The sequence below is a fragment of the Thioclava sp. F28-4 genome, from assembly GCF_002020045.1.
Lineage (GTDB): Bacteria > Pseudomonadota > Alphaproteobacteria > Rhodobacterales > Rhodobacteraceae > Thioclava > Thioclava sediminum.
The window spans coordinates 730,939-749,454 of record NZ_MPZQ01000001.1 but is presented as its reverse complement, the minus strand read 5'-3'; the positions used below and the strand labels follow the sequence as shown (position 1 = coordinate 749,454).

The following is an 18,516-nucleotide window of genomic DNA, read 5'->3' as shown; positions in this document are numbered from 1 at the left end:
GCAGGGCGGCGCTCAGCCGCCCAACTGCTCCAGCATCTCGGCTGCGGCCGCCGAGGCCGCGCTTTCGCCGCTGGCCACGGCATCGCCCAATTCGCGCATCTTGGCGCGGATCTCCGGGTCCTGACGCAACCGCGCAAGCAGCCCCTCGCGGACTTCGGCCTCGAACCAGTGGCGCGCCTGCTCGGCCCGGCGCTGATCGAAATGCCCGTTCGCGCGCCGCCACTCGGCCAGCGCGGTCATCTCGTCCCAGGCCTTCTCCAGCCCGTTCTCTTCCATCGCCGAGACCGGCAGCGCCTTGGGGAACCCCTCGGGGTCCTGAGGCCGCTTGCGCAGCAGCCGCAGCGCACCGGCGTAATCCGAGACTGTCCGCATCGCGGCCGGTTTCAGATCGCCATCCGCCTTGTTCACCAATATCAGGTCGGCCATCTCCATGATGCCGCGCTTGACGCCCTGCAACTCGTCGCCGCCCGCCGGGGCCATCAGCAGCACGAACAGGTCCACCATCTCGGCCACGAGCGTCTCGGACTGGCCGACGCCCACGGTCTCGATCAGCACCACGTCGAAGCCCGCCGCCTCGCACAGAGACACCGCCTCGCGGGTGCGCCGCGCGACGCCGCCCAGATGCGCCTGAGACGGCGAGGGGCGGATAAAAGCATTGGGATCGCGCGAGAGCCGCTCCATCCGGGTCTTGTCGCCGAGGATCGAGCCGCCCGAGCGGGCCGAGGACGGATCGACCGCCAGCACGGCGACCTTCATCCCCTTCGCGGTCAGCATCATCCCGAAGGCTTCGATGAAGGTGGATTTGCCCACGCCCGGCGTGCCCGAAAGCCCGATGCGCAGTGCCTGACGCCCTTCGCCCGCCAGCGTATCGAGGAGTTCGACCGCCTGCGCGCGATGCTCGGCCCGGCCCGATTCCACCAGCGTGATCGCGCGGGCCAAGGCGCGGCGATCGGAGGCCAGAATGCGCGGAGCGAGGTCGGCGGGGCTTTGTTTGGTCATCGGCAGGCTTTCGCTGATTTTGGGTATTCGTGTCAAAAATGACATCAGACGTGAAGACTTAACGGTTACTTGCCTGCACCCTGCGACCTATGTCCAGAGCCAATGGGAAATTCCTGACACGAGGATGCCAATGACATCTCTTTCGAGCCTCGCCGCGCGTCCGATCGCGGCCATGCTGAGCGCCGCGCTGGTGATCGCGCCCCTTGGCGCAGCGCCCGCGCGCGCCGAGCAAAGCGACAAGATCGTCTTCGACGTGGTGCTCAAAGGCATCCGCGCGGGCGAACTGGCGATCAACGGCAAGATCACCGATGGCGCCTATGGCGCGAACGGTGTGCTGCAGACGGCGGGCCTCGTGGGGCTGCTGCGCAAGATCAAGTTCTCGGCCAGCGTCTCGGGGCTTCATGACGGCCAGAAATTCACCCCGCTCAAGTATTCCGAAGTGGATGACGCGCCGGGGCGCAAGTCGAAGCACCAGATCATCTACAACAACGGCACGCCCGTTTCCGTCAGCCAGCAGCCGCCGCGCAAGCCCAAGCCCCGCGATGTCGATCCCGCGAAACAGGGCGGCACGGTCGATCCGCTGACCGCACTCTATGCGGTTCTGCGCGATGTGCCGCGCGACGAGGCCTGCAAGCTCGACGTGAAGATGTATGACGGCGCGCGGCGCTCGCAGGTGCGCCTGTTCGATCCGAAGCCCGATGGCAAGAACCTCGTCTGTTCGGGCGAATATCGCAGGCTCGAAGGGTTCTCGGAAAAGGACATGAAGGAAAAGAGCCGCTTCGCCTTCACCCTCTATTACGAGCCGAGCCCGAAGGGCGGTTTGCAGGTCGACAAGATCGAGACCGACACGCTCTATGGAAAAGGTCGCCTCACTCGGCAATAAGGGGCGGGTGAACACAGACCGCCTCTCTCTTCCGATCGACGTGGTGCTGCCCGATCTCCGTGCGGCGCTGTCTGCCCATGGCCGCGCGGTGCTGATGGCGCCGCCGGGCGCAGGCAAGACGACCCGCGTGCCGCTTGCGCTGCTGGATCAAATCGAGGGCCGGATCGTGATGCTGGAGCCGCGCCGTCTGGCCGCGCGCGCTGCCGCCGAGCGCATGGCGGACTCTTTGGGCGAAAAGGTCGGCGAGACGGTCGGCTACCGCATCCGGGGCGAGGCGAAGGTCTCGAAATCCACCCGGATCGAGGTGGTGACCGAAGGCATTCTGACCCGCGTGCTGCAATCCGACCCGGAACTGACCGGCATCGGCTGCGTGATCTTCGACGAATTCCATGAACGCTCGCTGAATGCCGATCTGGGGCTGGCGCTGGCATGGGAAGTGCGCGGCGCGCTCAGGCCCGATCTGGCGCTGGTGGTGATGTCGGCCACGCTCGACGCCGAGCCGGTGGCGCAGCTTCTGGACGCGGCCCCCATCGTGGTGTCCGAGGGCCGGGCCTATCCGGTGGAGACGCGCTGGCTGGACCGTCCGGTCGACAGTTCGATGCGGTTCGAGGCCGCGATGGCCGGGCTAATCACCGAGGCCGCCGAGACCTCCGAGGGCAGCCTGCTGGCCTTCCTGCCGGGCGAGGGCGAGATTCGCCGCGTCGAAGCTCTGCTTAAAGGCCGCCTGGCCGATGACATCGCGATCCGCCCGCTGTTCGGCGCGATGGAGTTCGCCGCCCAACGCGCTGCCATCGCGCCCGCACCCTCGGGCCGCAAGCTGGTGCTGGCCACCGCCATCGCCGAAACCTCGCTGACCATCGAGGATATTCGCGTCGTGATCGACGGCGGCCGCGCCCGCCGCGCGCGCTTCGACCCAAGCTCCGGCATGGCGCGGCTGGTGACCGAACCCGTCTCGCGCGCCGAGGCCGAGCAGCGCCGGGGCCGCGCAGGCCGCGTGGCGGAAGGCATCTGCTACCGGCTCTGGACCAAGGGCGCGGAAGGCGCGCTGCCTGCTTTCGCCCCGCCCGAGATCGAGGTGGCCGACCTCACCGGCCTCGCACTGGAACTCGCGGTCTGGGGAACGGAGGGCGGCGATCTGGCCTTCCTGACCCCGCCGCCCGCGCCTGCGATGGCGGAGGCGCGCGCTCTGCTCGAGGAACTCGGCGCTCTGAAATCGGGGCTGATCACCGAGCACGGGCGCAAGCTCGCCAAACTGCCGCTGCATCCGCGTCTCGGCCATATGCTGTTGACCGCTGGCCCCGAGGCCGCGCCGCTCGCTGCCCTATTGGCCGAGCGCGATCCCCTGCGCGGCGCGCCCGCCGATCTGACTCTGCGCCTCAGCGCCATCCGCGACCCGAAGCGTTTCGAGGCGAACCATCCCTACACGCCCCATCGCGGCACGATCGAGCGTATCCGCTCCGAGGCGAAGCGGCTGGCCCGCCTCGCCCCCGAGACGCCCGAGACCTATTCGCCCGCCGAACAACTCGCGCTCGCCTATCCCGACCGCGTCGGTCTGCGCCGCAAGGGCGATGCGCCGCGCTACGTGCTGTCAGGCGGCAAGGGCGCGGTGGTGGCCGAGGGCGATCCGCTGGGCGCACAACGCCTGATCGTGGTGAGCGATCTCGACGGCGATCCGCGCGAGGCGAAAGTGCGCCAAGGCATCGCGATCTCCGAGGCCGAGGTTCGCCGCCTCTTCGCCGATCAAATCGCGTGGCACGATGTCTGCGACTGGTCCAGGCGCGAGGGCCGGGTGATTGCGCGCAAGCACGAACGGTTCGGCGCGCTGGTGCTGGACGATCGCGTCTGGAAAGACGCTCCGCGCGAGGCGTTGGCGCGCGGCGCATTGGCCGGGCTGCGCCAGATCGGGCTGCCGATGACGCCCGCCGCCCGCCGCCTTCAGGCGCGGGTGGAGCTACTGCGCGGGCAGGGGGCCGATCTGCCGGATTTCTCGGATGAGGGGCTGTTGGAGAGGGCGGAGGACTGGCTTCTGCCCTATCTGGGCAAGGCCCGGACCGAGGCTGATTTGCGCAAGCTGGACCTCACCGATCCGCTGCGCGCCGCCCTCGACTGGGAGCAGATGCAGCTCGTGGATCGTTTGGCTCCTGCGCATTTCGAGACCCCTCTGGGCCGTCGCGTGCCGATCGACTACGCGGGAGAGGCGCCGGGGATCGAGATCCGCCTGCAGGAGATGTTCGGCGTCACCGCCCATCCCACGGTCGGCCCGAAACGCCTGCCGCTCAGGATCACGCTTCTGTCGCCCGGCCACAAACCCATTCAGGTGACGATGGACCTGCCGGGTTTCTGGGAAGGCTCCTACGCCGATGTGCGCAAGGATATGCGCGGGCGCTACCCCAAGCACCCGTGGCCGGAAGACCCGCGCGAGGCCGATCCGACCCTGCGCGCGAAGCCTCGCAAATGACTGCGCCCAATTGACCACGTTGACCCGGCGCGCCGCTTTCGCGCATATGGCGCGGATCAACGAGGGATGTGACATGACCGAAACGCTGAGCTTCGAGGACCGCAAGCGCCTCGTGATGACCGTGCTGATGACGCCGGATCAGGCGAATTTCTCGGGCAAGGTGCATGGCGGCGCGCTGCTGAACTGGCTCGACCGGGTCGCCTTCTCGCTCGCCTCGCGCTACTCGCAGCGCTACGCGGTGACGCTGTCGGTCGATCAGGTGACCTTCCAGCAGCCGATCAATGTGGGCGAGCTGGTGACGTTTCGGGCCAGCGTGAACCACACGGGCCGCACCTCGATGGAGATCGGCATCCGCGTCGAGGCCGAGAACATCACGGCGGGCACGCGGCGTCACACCAATAGCTGCTATTTCACCATGGTCGCGGTGGACGAGGACGGTAAACCCGCCGCGGTTCCGAAGCTGGAGGCGGAGACGGCAGAGGAGCGCCACCGCTGGCGCGCCGCCGAACTGCGCCGCGAACTGCGCCGGGAATTCGCCGCCAAGATGGACGCGGCGGCGGATCACGGCGAGGGGTGAGCTACGGCGCAATGCCGGGGTCTCGGCTCCGAAATTGCCCCGTCTTCTCGCGTAATATGAATAATGGGGAGATGAGCTCGACGACGTCGGGAAGCCCTAGCTCCCCGCCCGGTCCGCTGGCGGCAAAATAAGGGTGGCCGAGGTGAAATCCGTTCCCGGATCTCCCGTTCCGGGATGAATAAGGATGACACCCCAATTGATTGCTGTCGTGCTCGGAATCCCATCGAGCCAGCTTCGATGGAGTTTCCAGCCGAGTTTATCTTGCTCATAGGGCCGAAGACTCGGCAGACGACTTTCAATTTTCTCGCCGAGCTTAGCTGCCAGCTTTGACGCTGCCGCATCGGAAAGCGGCTTTTCGGTCGTCACGGCGCAGGTCGTGGCCTTTTGATCGAGGCTGAGTTCCGGTCCGCGGAGGATGTGGCGGGTCTGCGTGATCGACTTGCCGTTCAATGTGAAGGTCGTCGTTTCGGCCTGTGCCTCAGGGGGAAGATGGCCGGGGCCTTCCTCTCCGATGCGCGACAGGCAGTAATTTTCAAAAAGGGTAAGAAAAGCGGTGGCTCGATCCTCGGCAAAGACTGGCGTCGCGGCCAGAAATAGGCCTGCACCACATGCGATGAAGGATTTAGAAAACATCGGTTAGACCATCTCGTTGAAAAAATGACAGAATAATAGCCGACCTTAACACGAAAAAGGCGGGCAAGAGCCCGCCTTTTGTTTTTCTTCGAGTGTTCCGCCTTACGCGTGGATCGCGCCGTCGCCGCAGGCGAGCGCGGCTTCGCGCACAGCCTCGGAGAAGGTCGGGTGGGCGTGGCAGGTCAGGGCCACGTCCTGCGCCGAGGCGCCGAATTCCATCGCCACGCAGATTTCGTGGATCAGGTCGCCCGCGCCGGGGCCGATGATGTGGCAGCCGAGGATGCGGTCGGTTTCCTTATCCGCGATCAGCTTCACGAAGCCGTCCGACTGGAACACCGCCTTGGCGCGGCCATTGCCCATGAAGGAGAACTTGCCGACCTTGTAGGCGCGGCCGTCCTGCTTGAGCGCCTCTTCGGTCTGACCGACCGAGGCCACTTCCGGAGTGGTGTAGATCACGCCGGGGATCACTTCATAGTTCACGTGGCCATGCTTGCCCGCAATGACTTCGGCGACTGCCATCCCTTCGTCTTCGGCCTTGTGGGCGAGCATCGGGCCGACGATCGCGTCGCCGATGGCGTAGATGCCCTTGGCCGAGGTCTGCCAATGCGCGTCGGTCTTCACCTGACCGCGCGGCAGCATCTCGACGCCCACGCCTTCGAGGCCCAGACCATCGGTATAGGGCTTGCGGCCGGTCGCGACGAGAACGGTCTCGGCCTCGATCGAAGCCTCGCTCTCATCCTTGCGCAGCTGGTAGTTCACGGACGCCTTGCCGTTCTTCACGTCGACGCTCTGCACGGCGGCGCCCATGACGAATTTCAGGCCTTGCTTGGTCAGGATCTTCTGGAAGTTCTTCGCGACTTCACCGTCCATGCCGGGGGTGATCGCGTCGAGATATTCCACGACGGTCACTTCGGCGCCGAGACGGGCATAGACCGAACCCATTTCCAGACCGATGACGCCCGCACCGATGACGACCATCGACTTCGGGATCTTGTTGAGCGACAGCGCGCCGGTCGAGGTCACGACGGTTTTCTCGTCGATCTCGATGCCCGGCAGCGAGGAGGGCTCGGAGCCGGTCGCGATCACGATCGACTTGGCGTTATGGACGTCATCGCCCACTTTCACCTTGCCGGCTTCCGGGATCGAGCCCCAGCCCTTGAGCCAGTCGATCTTGTTCTTCTTGAACAGGAACTCGATGCCCTTGGTGTTGCCGTCGATGACTTCCTGCTTGTAGGTCAGCATCTGCTTCCAATCGACCGAAGGCGATTTGCCCTTCAGGCCCATCTTGGCGAAGTTATGCTCGGCTTCGTGCAGCTCATGGGTCGCGTGGAGCAGCGCCTTGGAGGGGATGCAGCCCACGTTGAGGCAGGTGCCACCGAGGCTGTCGCGGCCTTCGACACAGGCGGTTTTCAGGCCCAGCTGGGCGCAGCGGATGGCGCAGACATAGCCGCCCGGGCCGCCGCCGATCACGATCACATCATAGTCAGCCATTGTTCTTGCTCCTTGGATTGGGGCGCGAGGGGGCCTCGCGCCGGGAGGTCAGATCAGCGCGGCAATTGCCAGCGCCAGAATTGCGAAGAAGGAAAAGCCCCAGATGAGCGAGCGCCACGGCACCCAGCCCAGCAGATAGGACGGAATGTAGAGAACCCGCGCGATCAGAAAGATCCAGGCGATACCCGCAGTGAGCGCGGTGGATTGCCCGGTCAGTCCGATAACGAGCGCGACCGGGGCGAAGAGGATCAGCCCCTCGAAGGAGTTGTTCATCGCGCGTTGTAGCCGGCCGAGCAGGGTCGAGATCGGCGGCGGTGTCTTGTCGCGCGGGGAAACGGGGTATTTGGTGCCGAGCTCGGTATTCGCTTTGACGGAATAGGCGACCATCAGCCCCAGATGGAGCAGGGTCGCGAGGATGAGCACGGTCAGTTCGGGGGTCATGGGTCGCTCCCGGAGGTGAGGGCGGACCGGAGGGCTGTCTGCCCCCCGGACCCCCCGAGGATATTTGGCAAGAGCGAAGGGGCGGGGGCCGCCGACTTCGTCCCGGTCTTACAGATCCATCAGCAGGCGGCGCGGGTCTTCCAGCGCTTCCTTGACGCGCACGAGGAAGGTCACGGCGCCTTTGCCGTCGACGATGCGGTGGTCGTAGCTGAGCGCGAGATACATCATCGGCTTGATGACGATCTGGCCGTTCTCGACCATCGGACGTTCCTGAATCTTGTGCATGCCGAGGATACCCGATTGCGGCGGGTTGAGGATCGGCGAGGACATCAGCGAGCCATAAACGCCGCCGTTCGAGATGGTGAACGAACCGCCCTGCATCTCGGCCATCGAGAGTTTGCCGTCACGGGCGCGGGTGCCCATCTCGGCGATCGTCTTCTCGATCGAGGCGAAGCTCATCTGGTCGGCATCGCGCACGACCGGCACGACGAGCCCGTTCGGGGTGCCCACGGCCACGCCCATGTGGACGTAGTTCTTGTAGACGACTTCGTTGCCGTCGATCTCGGCGTTGACTTCCGGGACCTCTTTGAGCGCGTGGCAGCAGGCCTTCACGAAGAAGGACATGAAGCCGAGCTTCACGCCGTGCTTCTTGTTGAAGAGATCCTTGTACTCGTTGCGCAGGTTCATGACGCCCGACATGTCCACCTCGTTATAGGTGGTCAGCATCGCGGCGGTGTTCTGCGAGTCCTTGAGGCGCTTGGCGATGGTCGCGCGCAGGCGGGTCATCTTCACGCGCTCTTCGCGCGACGCGTCATCGGCATTGACCGGGCCGCGCGGGGCCTGCGAGGGCGTCGAGGCGACGGAGACCGACGCCTGCTTCGGCGCGCTTTCGGCCTTGGCGACGTCTTCTTTCATGATCCGGCCGTCTTTGCCCGAGCCCTGAACGGAGGCCGGGTCGATACCCTTCTCGGCCATCAGCTTCTTGGCGGAGGGCGCATCCTCGACATCCTTGCCGCCCTTGCCGCTGGCGGCGGGGGCTTCGGATTTTGCCTCTTCCTTGGCGGGGGCGCTGTCGGAGGCGCCACCGGATTCGCCTTCAGCGATCACGGCGAGCTTGGCCGAGGCATCCACGGTCGTGCCTTCTTCAGCGACGATCTCCTTGAGAACGCCCGCGGCGGGCGAGGGCACTTCGACGGAGACCTTGTCGGTTTCCAGCTCGCAGAGCATCTCGTCGGCCGCGACCGTGTCGCCGACCTTCTTGAACCACGTCGACACAGTTGCCTCGGTGACCGATTCACCAAGGCTGGGCACCATAACGTCGGTCATTTTTCCCTCGTTCGATTGGGGCTGTTGGGCGGGTTTTTCCGCCGGTTTGTCTTCTGTCTTCTTCGGCGCGGGGCTGGCGCCGGCCTCTTCGATCGTCGCGAGAAGCGCATCGACGCCGACGGTCTCGCCCTCAGCGGCCACGATCTCGCCGAGCGTGCCGGCCGCGGGGCTCGGCACTTCGACGGTCACCTTGTCGGTTTCGAGCTCGCAGAGCATCTCATCGGCGGCCACCGTGTCGCCGGGCTTCTTGAACCAGGTGGCGACGGTGGCTTCCGTGACGCTCTCGCCGAGCGTGGGAACGCGGACTTCAGTGGACATCTATTCAACCCTCCAGTGCATCGTTGACGAGCGCGTCCTGCTCGGCTTTGTGGCGGCTTGCCAGACCCGTCGCGGGCGAGGCGGAAGCTGCACGGCCTGCATAGCGCGCACGGGCATGTTTCGCGTCGATCTTGGCGAGGACCCATTCGATATAGGGCTCGACGAAGAACCAAGCGCCTTGGTTTTTCGGCTCCTCTTGGCACCAGACGATCTCGGCATTCTTGAAGCGGGTCAGCTCTTTGGTGACCGCCTGCGCGGGGAACGGGTAGAACTGTTCCAGACGCAGCAGGTAGACATCGTCCAGCCCGCGTTCGTCGCGCTGTGCCAGCAGGTCGTAATAGACCTTGCCCGAGCACATCACGACGCGCTTGATCTTGTCGTCGGACTTCAGCTCCAGATCCGAATTGCCCTGTTGGGCGTCGTCCCACAGCACGCGGTGGAAGCTGGACCCGGTGGTGAAGTCTTCCGTGGTCGAGACCGCCTTGGGGTGACGCAGAAGCGATTTCGGCGTCATCAGGATCAGCGGCTTGCGGAAGTCGCGGTGGATCTGGCGGCGCAGAATGTGGAAGTAGTTCGCCGGCGTCGTGCAGTTCGCGACGATCCAGTTATCTTCCGCCGACAGCTGCAGGAAACGCTCCAGACGGGCCGAGCTGTGCTCGGGGCCCTGACCTTCGAAACCGTGCGGCAGCAGGCAGACGAGGCCCGACATGCGCAGCCATTTGCGCTCGCCCGAGTTGATGAACTGGTCGAACATGATCTGCGCGCCGTTGGCGAAATCGCCGAACTGCGCTTCCCAGAGCGTCAGCGCCTTCGGTTCCGCCAGCGAGTAGCCGTATTCGAACCCGAGCACCGCATATTCGCTGAGCATCGAGTCGATCACCTCGTAGCGGGCCTGACCCTCACGGATGTTGTTCAGCGGGTAGTAGCGGTCTTCGTTGTCCTGATTGACCAGCGCCGAGTGGCGCTGCGAGAAGGTGCCGCGGGTGGCATCCTGTCCCGACAGGCGCACCGGGTAGCCCTCCGTCAGAAGCGAGCCGAAGGCCAGTGCCTCGGCGGTCGCCCAGTCGAAGCCCTTGCCGGTCTCGAACATCTGCTTCTTGTTCTCGAGCAGACGCCCGACCGTCTTGTGCAGCGCGAATTTCTCGGGCGCGGTCACGAGCGCCTTGCCAACCTCTTCGAAGGTCTCGGGCGCGATCGCGGTGGTGCCACGCTCGTACTCGCTCTTTTCCTGCTCCATGCCGGACCAGCGACCGTCGAGCCAGTCGGCCTTGTTCGGCTTGAAGACCTTGCCGGCTTCGAACTCCTCGTTGAGATGCGACTGGAACGAGGCTTTCATATCCTCGATCTCGCCCTCGGGGATCAGGCCGTCCGCCACGAGACGCTCGGTGTAGAGCTGCAGCGTGGTCTTGTGGGTCTTGATCGACTTGTACATCACCGGGTTGGTGAACATCGGCTCGTCGCCTTCGTTGTGACCGAAGCGGCGGTAGCAGAAGATGTCGATGACCACGTCCTTGTGGAACTTCTGGCGGAACTCGGTCGCGACGCGGGCTGCGTGCACGACGGCCTCCGGATCGTCGCCGTTCACGTGGAAGATCGGAGCTTCCACCATCAGCGCGAGATCGGTCGGGTAGGGCGAGGTGCGCGAGAAGTGCGGCGCGGTCGTGAAGCCGATCTGGTTGTTCACGACGAGGTGGATCGTGCCGCCTGTGCGGTGGCCGCGAATGCCCGAAAGCTGGAAACACTCGGCCACGACGCCCTGACCGGCGAAGGCCGCATCGCCGTGCAGCAGCACCGAGACCACCTTGGAGCGGTCCGAACGGTCGGCCAGCTGGTCCTGCTTGGCGCGGACCTTGCCGAGCGCGACCGGATTCACTGCCTCGAGGTGCGAGGGGTTCGCGGTCAGCGACAGGTGGACCTTGTTGCCGTCGAACTCTCGGTCGGCGGACGCGCCGAGGTGGTATTTCACGTCGCCGGAGCCGTCCACGTCCTCGGGCTTGAACGAGCCGCCCTGGAATTCGTGGAAGATCGCGCGATAGGGCTTTTGCAGCACGTTGGCGAGGACCGAGAGGCGACCGCGGTGGGGCATGCCGACCACGACCTCCTGCAGGCCGAGCTGACCGCCCCGCTTGATGATCTGCTCCATCGCGGGGATCAGCGCTTCGCCGCCATCGAGGCCGAACCGCTTGGTGCCCATGTATTTGACGTGCAGGAACTTCTCGAACCCTTCCGCCTCGACGAGCTTGTTGAGGATCGCGCGGCGGCCGGTCTTGGTGAAGGTGATTTCCTTGCCGTAGCCTTCGATGCGCTCTTTCAGCCAGGCCGATTGCTCGGGGTCGGAGATGTGCATGTATTGCAGCGCGAAGGTGCCGCAATAGGTGCGCTTCACAATATCCATGATCTGACGCATCGAGGCGATCTCGAGGCCGAGCACGTTGTCGATGAAGATCGGACGATCCATGTCGGCATCGGTGAAGCCGTAGCTCTTCGGATCGAGCTCCGGATGCTGGCCGGTGTCGCGCATGTTCAGCGGGTCGAGATCGGCGGCGAGGTGGCCCCGGATACGGTAGGCGCGGATGATCATCAGCGCGCGGATCGAATCCAGCACGGCGCGCTTTACCGCGGCCTCATCGACCGGAACGCCAGCCTCGGCGGCCTTCTTCTTGATCTTGTCGCCAGCTGCCTTGCCCTCGGCAGGGGCGGCGGGCCATTCGCCGGTCAGCGCGGCGGTCAGGTCGTCGGCGGCCACCGGCGGCCAGTCGCGACGCTCCCAGCTCGCGCCTTCGGCGGATTTCTTCACGTCCTGATCGGGATCACCGAGCGAGGCGAAGAAGGCAGCCCATGCGGTATCGACCGAAGACGGATCTTCGGCGAACTTGGCGTAGAGCTGCTCGACATATTCGGCATTCGCGCCTTGCAGGAACTGCGAGGCATTGAACTGGTCGTTGGGGGATTGGTCGGTCATTTTCCTCACCTTCGGTCGGTGAAACAGGGATCTGTGGAACTCGAACGTCTATCAGCGGCCCATTGAACGGTTGATTAAACGCTGGGCGCGTGTGGTGGCGGGGTCGCGCGGCGCGCGAACGCCCTCGCGACGGATACAGGGGTGGAACGGGACATGATGTAGGGTCCTTTCCTTCGCGCGCGGGGCCGGCACGGATACGTCGATACCGGCACCTGTCGTCCCGGGCATATTGCCTTCTGGGTCAATGATGTAGGTGCTGATGTCAGGACTTCCATGCAGGGCAGGGATGCGCACAGTCTGAACTGCGACCGGTGAGCGGACGACCGCGACCGGAGCGAGGCCGCTATGGACGCGCTTCCCGATGCGGTTGGCGACCCGCCATGCGCCGCTGGCGACGCGCTCCGCCGCAAAAAAAGACCGGCCCCCGTCGCTGCTTTCAAGCAGGGCGCATGCGACCGTCCCCGAAACGGGGAGGGAGGCGCGCCGTGCGATCCGCAGCGACATGGGTCCGGTCCTTTCCTTGGTCAGGATGCAGGGCCGCGTGCGCCGCGACCCCGCCTGTCTCAATGGGGCTTATTCGCCCTTGATCGCTTTCATCACAGCTTCGCCCAGCGTGGCGGGGCTGTCAGCGACGACGATACCGGCCGATTTCATGGCCTCGATCTTGGATTCCGCATCGCCTTTGCCGCCCGCGACGATCGCGCCGGCGTGGCCCATGCGGCGGCCGGGAGGGGCCGTGCGGCCAGCGATGAAGCCGGCGGTCGGCTTCCAGCGACCTTTCTTCTTCTGCTCGGCGAGGAATTCCGCGGCTTCTTCTTCCGCCGAACCACCGATCTCACCGATCATGATGATCGATTCCGTTTCCGGGTCGTCGAGGAACATGTCGAGCACGTCGATATGCTCGGTGCCCTTGATCGGGTCACCGCCGATGCCGACGGCCGAGGACTGGCCCAGACCCATATCGGTGGTCTGCTTGACCGCCTCGTAGGTCAGCGTGCCCGAGCGCGACACGACGCCGACCGAGCCACGCTTGTGGATGTGGCCGGGCATGATGCCGATCTTGCAGGCGTCGGGCGTGATGACACCGGGGCAGTTCGGGCCGATCAGACGCGACTTGCTGTCGATCAGCGCGCGCTTGACCTTCATCATGTCGAGGACCGGGATCCCCTCGGTGATGCAGACGATCAGTTCCATTTCCGCGTCGATCGCTTCGAGGATCGAGTCAGCCGCGAAGGGCGGCGGAACGTAGATAACCGAGGCGTTCGCTTCGGTCTTGGCTTTCGCCTCGTGGACCGAGTTGAAGACCGGCAGGCCGAGATGCTCTTGGCCGCCTTTGCCGGGGGTCACGCCGCCGACCATCTTGGTGCCGTAAGCGATTGCCTGCTCGGAGTGGAAGGTGCCCTGCGAGCCGGTGAAGCCCTGGCAGATGACCTTGGTGTTTTCGTTGACGAGAACTGCCATGATTCTTAGCCTTTCACCGCTTTGACGATTTTTTCTGCGCCGTCCGACAGGTTGTCGGCGGCGATGACGTTCAGGCCGGAATTCGCGATGATTTCCTTGCCTTTTTCGACGTTGGTGCCCTCGAGGCGGACGACCAGCGGCACTTCGAGGCCGACTTCCTTCACCGCGGCGATCACGCCTTCGGCGATGATGTCGCAGCGCATGATGCCGCCGAAGATGTTCACGAGGATACCTTTGACGTTCTTGTCCGAGGTGATGATCTTGAACGCTTCGGTCACTTTCTCTTTCGTGGCGCCACCGCCAACGTCGAGGAAGTTCGCGGGCTCGGCGCCGTAGAGCTTGATGATGTCCATCGTGGCCATTGCGAGGCCAGCGCCGTTCACCATGCAGCCGATCTCACCATCGAGCGCGATGTAGTTGAGGTCGTATTTCGACGCTTCGAGCTCTTTGCTGTCTTCTTCGGTCTCGTCGCGCAGGGCGGCGATGTCCGAGTGACGGTAGACGGCGTTGCCGTCGAAGCCGAGCTTGGCGTCGAGAACCTTGAGGTTGCCGTCGGTCATGACGATCAGCGGGTTGATCTCGAGCATCTCCATGTCCTTCTCGACGAAGGCTTGGTAGAGCTTGCCGAGAAGACCGACCATCTGCTTCACCTGCGGGCCTTCGAGGCCGAGCGAGAAAGCGACGCGGCGGCCGTGGAACGGCTGGTAGCCGGTGGCCGGGTCGATCGAGAAGCTGAGGATTTTCTCGGGCGTGTTCGCCGCGACTTCCTCGATGTCCATGCCGCCTTCGGTCGAGGAGACGATCGAGACGCGCGAGGTCACGCGGTCGACGAGCAGAGCGAGATACAGCTCGCGCTCGATGTCGGAACCGTCTTCGATATAGATGCGGTTGACCTGCTTGCCCGCCGGGCCGGTCTGGTGCGTCACGAGCGTCTTGCCGAGCATCTGCTTGGCGAGCGTTTCAGCCTCTTCGACCGATTTGGCGAGGCGGACACCGCCCTTTTCGCCGGCTTCGGCTTCCTTGAAGTGGCCCTTGCCGCGACCACCTGCGTGGATCTGCGCCTTGACGACCCAGAGCGGACCGTCGAGTTCGCTGGCTGCGGTCTTCGCTTCTTCGGCCTTGAGGACGACACGGCCGTCCGAGACCGGTGCGCCATAGCTCTTGAGAAGCTGTTTGGCCTGATATTCGTGGATATTCATCCTTGGATACCCCATGCTGGTGCGATTTGAGGGGGTTCTAGGCTGTTAAGCGGGGCGTACAAACCGAAATCGCGACAATCTGCCCCACTCGCCCGGAAAAAGCGACATACGTGATCACAGCGCGGAAAGGTGTGATCACAAATCGGAAAATGCTGCGCTGTGGCATGGGAGCACTGGCACGACTCGGTTAATTGAACCTATCTGCGCAGAGGGCATCGGCAGGAATCGGATTTAGATGACGCAAGGGCAAGATATGCCGCGCTGGGGCGTGGTGGCGACGGTGGACGAGCCCGCAGCGCTGGTAGCCGCCTATGTCGCGCATCATCTGAGCATCGGCGCGAGCGAGGTCCACGTCTTCTTTGACCGCCCGAACCCCGAAGCCGAGGCGCTGCTCGACCCGGTCGATGTAGCGTTCATTCACCATTCCGGCGATGACGACTGGGCGCGAAGCTGGCGCAAGAAACGCCCCGCGCGCCATCAGGGCCGCCAGAAATACAATGCGACCCGCGCGCTGAACGAAACCAAGCTGGATTGGATGATCCATTGCGACGCGGACGAGTTCGTGAGCCTCGCGCGCCCGCTCGAATGGGAGCTGGCGAAGACGGGCGAACAGAAAGCGTGGCTGCGTCTCGAAGTGGACGAACGCTGCTATCTCGACCGCAACCCCGGCCCGGACATCTTTAGCGGTGTCTTTAGGCGACGCTGGGACGGGTTTCAGGAGGACGGGCTGATGTTCTACGGCCTCCGGTCGCGCTTTCTGAAGAAAGGTCTCGCGGGCCATGTCGCCGGAAAACCTGTCGTGCGGGCAGGGCGCGGCTATGCGATCGGGGTGCATTACCCGCTGAAAGACTGGGACAGCAAGGAAAACGATCTGCCTTACCGGCCCAGCTATAACGGGCGGCTGATGCATTTCGACGGGCTGACTCCGTTGCATTTCATTCTCAAGATGCTGCGCCGCGCGACGACGAAGGTGAAGGGCCAACCCGTGCCCTATGTCGGGTCCCGCAAGGCGCAATTCGCTGAGGCCGCTGAGCGCGCCGCCGATCCCTCCGAGCTGATGAGCCTCTGGTGGGAGGTGCAGGGGATGCGCGATTACGAGGCCGACGAGCTGGAAGCCCACGAGCTGCTGACCCGCCCCGAAGTGAAGATCGCGACTGAGACCCGCGCGCTGTTCGGTGACAAGGTCGATCTTTCGCCCGCCGCCTTCGATCGCGCACTGCTTCTCCATGAGGCGGACCTGATCGCGCGGCTGCACGAGGAATTCGGTTTCGACCCGGAGCCGCTCGTCAGTTTAGCGTGAACATCATCATGCCGGTCCTTCCGCCAACCAAGCGCGAAAAGCGCGTCCAGTTCTCGGGCGTCAGCATCGGCGTATCGGTGAAGTAAGGATCGAGCGCCCAACCCTGAACCACCCCGGTCAGCGGCAGCGGCGCGGGATTTTCCAGCCACGCGCCCAGATCGACCCCGACCGGCACACGCCAGAAGGGGAAGGACTTCTCGCTCGTCAGCAGCGCCTCGCCATCGCTCAGCACGCCCCGCCATGTCTCTCCCAGACCGTCGGGGAATTCGACGCCAAGCGCCTGATCCTGCGCGTCGCTCGGGATCCATTCCGCCTGATTGTCGGTCTCGGCTTCCGCCAGATCCCAGAACTGCCGGTTCTGCGCGATCATCTCCAGCCAATGATCACGCGCGGCACGGGTGCGCGTCGGATCGGGCTGCTGGTGGAGCATGTCGAGCACCGCCGCCGCCGGGTCGATGAAGCTGAACATCATCAGACCATCCATCGACGTGGCCTGCCCGGTGCCCATCGCCTTGTCGCGCGCGTCCACGAGTTTCGCATAGGTGGCCATCACGCGAGCGATGGCCGGTTCAGGGTCGAAGGCCAAGATTAGCTCGCCCACGCCCGAGACCAGATGCGTATAGGCCGAAAGCCAGGCCGCATCCGCATTGTCGAAGCGCACGATCCGCGAGGCGCCCGGGGTGGCCTCCGGTGCGCGGGGCATGAAGGCGCCGCGCAAGAGCGTCACGGCGTCCTCGCCGTCGTCACGCGTGCCATTGCCGTTCAGGTCAAACCAGAGATCGTTCAGGTCGATCGCAAGGCCGAACTCCGGTCCATCGGCCAGCCCGTCGAGCGCGGTCTTGGCGCGATCCATGCCGGCGATCAGCGCCTCGCTTTCGCGCGGGACCGCGTCGGCGGTGAAGGTTTCGCGCGGCGCGTCGCGCCTGCCGGGAAGGTTGCCCACGAAGGGCATCAGCACACGAGCGCCGCCTGCTTCCAGCTGCCAGCGCATCGTCGCCTCGAGGCTCGCGAGGAATTCCAGCCCGCCGAGCGCGAAACGGTCCTTCGGGTCAAGCGCGTCCTGCGATTGCAGATCGGCGAGCACCGGCGCGATCCCCTCTGCCCCGATCCGCGCCGAGATTGGATCGGCGGCAGGTGCCTCGCTTCGCGCGATCTTGGCGGTCACCGGCCCGTCTTGCGCATGCGTGGTGATCGGTGAAAGGGCGAGAAGAACGGCAAGGCACGGGGCGAGACGGGCGGAACACATGGCACTCTCCAAAACAAAGGGCGCGCCTACGAAGGCGCGCCCCAAGATTGGATCAGTCCTGGCTTTCGATCAAGCGAGCGTGCTGTCGATGCCCTTGCAGGCGGCCACGAGGCCTTTGACTGCGTCGACGGACTTGTCGAACATCGTTTGCTCGTCCTTGTTGAGCTTGATGTCGATGACCTTCTCGATGCCTTTGGCGCCGATCACGGTCGGCACGCCGACATAGAGACCGTCGAGGCCGAGCGCACCTTTGACGTAAGCCGCGCAGGGCAGAACGCGCTTTTGGTCTTTCAGGTACGCTTCCGCCATCTCGATCGCCGAGGTGGCCGGAGCGTAGAAGGCCGAACCGGTCTTCAGCAGGCCCACGATCTCTGCGCCACCGTCACGGGTGCGCTGGATGATCGCGTCGAGCTTCTCCTGCGTGGTCCAGCCCATCTGCACGAGGTCGGGCAGCGGGATGCCACCGACGGTCGAGTAGCGTGCGAGCGGCACCATCGTGTCGCCGTGGCCGCCGAGGACGAACGCGTTCACGTCGCGCATCGAGACGCCGAATTCCAGCGACAGGAAGTGACGGAAGCGGGCCGAGTCCAGAACGCCCGCCATGCCGACGACTTTCTCTGCCGGCAGGCCGGAGAATTGCTGCAGCGCCCAGACCATCGCGTCGAGCGGGTTGGTGATGCAGATGACGAACGCGTCGGGTGCGTGGGCTGCGATGCCTTCGCCGACCGATTTCATGACCTTGAGGTTGATGCCCAGCAGATCGTCGCGGCTCATGCCCGGCTTGCGCGGAACGCCAGCCGTCACGATGCAGACATCCGCGCCCGCGATACCGGCGTAATCGTTGGTCCCCTTGAAGGAGCCGTCGAAGCCCTCGGACGGGCCCGATTCCGCGATGTCGAGCGCTTTGCCCTGCGGCGTACCTTCGGCGATATCGAACAGAACGACGTCACCGAGTTCCTTGATGGCGGCGAGATGGGCGAGCGTACCGCCGATCTGGCCGGCGCCGATAAGGGCGATCTTGGGTCTGGCCATTTGGTCCTCCGGGTGGATGGATTGGAAAATAGATCGCAGGTGGAGTAGCCCTTTGGCTCGCAAAGGGCAAGGGCGCTGCGCTGCGGCGACACTGTTTGTATGCACTCGTATGCCGAAACTGGTTCCGCACACTGACGTGCGGTTCCGTTTCGTCACGCGCCGTGTCAGCAAGGGGGCAAGACGGGGCAGA

General features: G+C 64.7%; 14 protein-coding genes. 4 read left to right on the top strand and 10 right to left on the bottom strand.

Translation table 11 applies throughout. The features are described 5' to 3' along the window. Positions 1 to 12: 12 nt before the first annotated feature. Complete coding sequence (gene meaB, locus BMI87_RS03390) at positions 13 to 999, bottom strand: methylmalonyl Co-A mutase-associated GTPase MeaB (RefSeq protein WP_078519732.1); 987 nt, start codon at positions 997 to 999, stop codon at positions 13 to 15. A gap of 130 nt (positions 1,000 to 1,129) precedes the next feature. Between meaB and BMI87_RS03385 the strand changes: the two genes are divergently transcribed. The 3 genes from BMI87_RS03385 (at position 1,130) to BMI87_RS03375 (ending at position 4,917) form a co-directional block, all read left to right on the top strand. After that, positions 1,130 to 1,882: a DUF3108 domain-containing protein gene (locus BMI87_RS03385; RefSeq protein WP_078519731.1), complete on the top strand. Its 753-nt coding sequence runs from the start codon at positions 1,130 to 1,132 to the stop codon at positions 1,880 to 1,882. Positions 1,883 to 1,889: 7 nt separating this feature from the next. Continuing rightward, complete coding sequence (gene hrpB, locus BMI87_RS03380) at positions 1,890 to 4,340, top strand: ATP-dependent helicase HrpB (RefSeq protein ID WP_246832635.1); 2,451 nt, start codon at positions 1,890 to 1,892, stop codon at positions 4,338 to 4,340. Positions 4,341 to 4,413: 73 nt separating this feature from the next. Continuing rightward, complete coding sequence (locus BMI87_RS03375) at positions 4,414 to 4,917, top strand: acyl-CoA thioesterase (protein WP_078519729.1); 504 nt, start codon at positions 4,414 to 4,416, stop codon at positions 4,915 to 4,917. Positions 4,918 to 5,013: 96 nt separating this feature from the next. Here the strand turns inward: BMI87_RS03375 and BMI87_RS03370 are convergent, their stop codons facing one another. The 7 genes from BMI87_RS03370 to sucC form a co-directional block, all read right to left on the bottom strand. Next, entirely contained in the window at positions 5,014 to 5,550 is a 537-nt protein-coding gene (locus tag BMI87_RS03370; protein WP_078519728.1) for a hypothetical protein, read from the bottom strand. 102 nt (positions 5,551 to 5,652) lie between these two features. After that, positions 5,653 to 7,041 (bottom strand): dihydrolipoyl dehydrogenase, encoded by a 1,389-nt coding sequence (lpdA, locus tag BMI87_RS03365; protein WP_078519727.1) that lies wholly within the window; start codon positions 7,039 to 7,041, stop codon positions 5,653 to 5,655. A gap of 48 nt (positions 7,042 to 7,089) precedes the next feature. Further along, the gene (locus BMI87_RS03360; protein ID WP_078519726.1) at positions 7,090 to 7,482 is read right to left on the bottom strand and encodes an MAPEG family protein; all 393 of its coding nucleotides are present in this window, start codon (positions 7,480 to 7,482) and stop codon (positions 7,090 to 7,092) included. A gap of 108 nt (positions 7,483 to 7,590) precedes the next feature. Beyond that, a complete protein-coding gene (gene odhB / locus BMI87_RS03355) occupies positions 7,591 to 9,126 on the bottom strand; it encodes a 2-oxoglutarate dehydrogenase complex dihydrolipoyllysine-residue succinyltransferase (protein ID WP_078519725.1) in 1,536 nt (511 codons plus the stop codon). Positions 9,127 to 9,130: 4 nt separating this feature from the next. Further along, a complete protein-coding gene (locus tag BMI87_RS03350; RefSeq protein WP_078519724.1) occupies positions 9,131 to 12,088 on the bottom strand; it encodes a 2-oxoglutarate dehydrogenase E1 component in 2,958 nt (985 codons plus the stop codon). A 573-nt stretch (positions 12,089 to 12,661) separates the two neighbouring features. After that, the gene (gene sucD, locus BMI87_RS03340) at positions 12,662 to 13,549 is read right to left on the bottom strand and encodes a succinate--CoA ligase subunit alpha (protein WP_075776193.1); all 888 of its coding nucleotides are present in this window, start codon (positions 13,547 to 13,549) and stop codon (positions 12,662 to 12,664) included. 5 nt (positions 13,550 to 13,554) lie between these two features. After that, entirely contained in the window at positions 13,555 to 14,748 is a 1,194-nt protein-coding gene (gene sucC, locus BMI87_RS03335; RefSeq protein ID WP_078519722.1) for an ADP-forming succinate--CoA ligase subunit beta, read from the bottom strand. Between the two features lie 235 nt (positions 14,749 to 14,983). Here sucC and BMI87_RS03330 point away from each other — a divergent pair, with 235 nt between their 5' ends. Further along, positions 14,984 to 16,048, top strand: a complete 1,065-nt coding sequence (locus BMI87_RS03330) for a glycosyltransferase family 2 protein (RefSeq protein WP_078519721.1) — start codon at positions 14,984 to 14,986, stop codon at positions 16,046 to 16,048. On the opposite strand, the gene BMI87_RS03325 is transcribed toward BMI87_RS03330, so the two are convergent. Together BMI87_RS03325 and mdh are read right to left on the bottom strand one after the other, a co-directional pair. After that, a complete protein-coding gene (locus BMI87_RS03325; RefSeq protein WP_078519720.1) occupies positions 16,035 to 17,294 on the bottom strand; it encodes a hypothetical protein in 1,260 nt (419 codons plus the stop codon). The two genes, BMI87_RS03330 and BMI87_RS03325, sit on opposite strands and share 14 nt — an antisense overlap. A gap of 69 nt (positions 17,295 to 17,363) precedes the next feature. Beyond that, positions 17,364 to 18,326, bottom strand: coding sequence for a malate dehydrogenase (mdh, locus tag BMI87_RS03320; protein ID WP_078519719.1), 963 nt, complete (start codon positions 18,324 to 18,326; stop codon positions 17,364 to 17,366). Positions 18,327 to 18,516 lie beyond the last annotated feature (190 nt).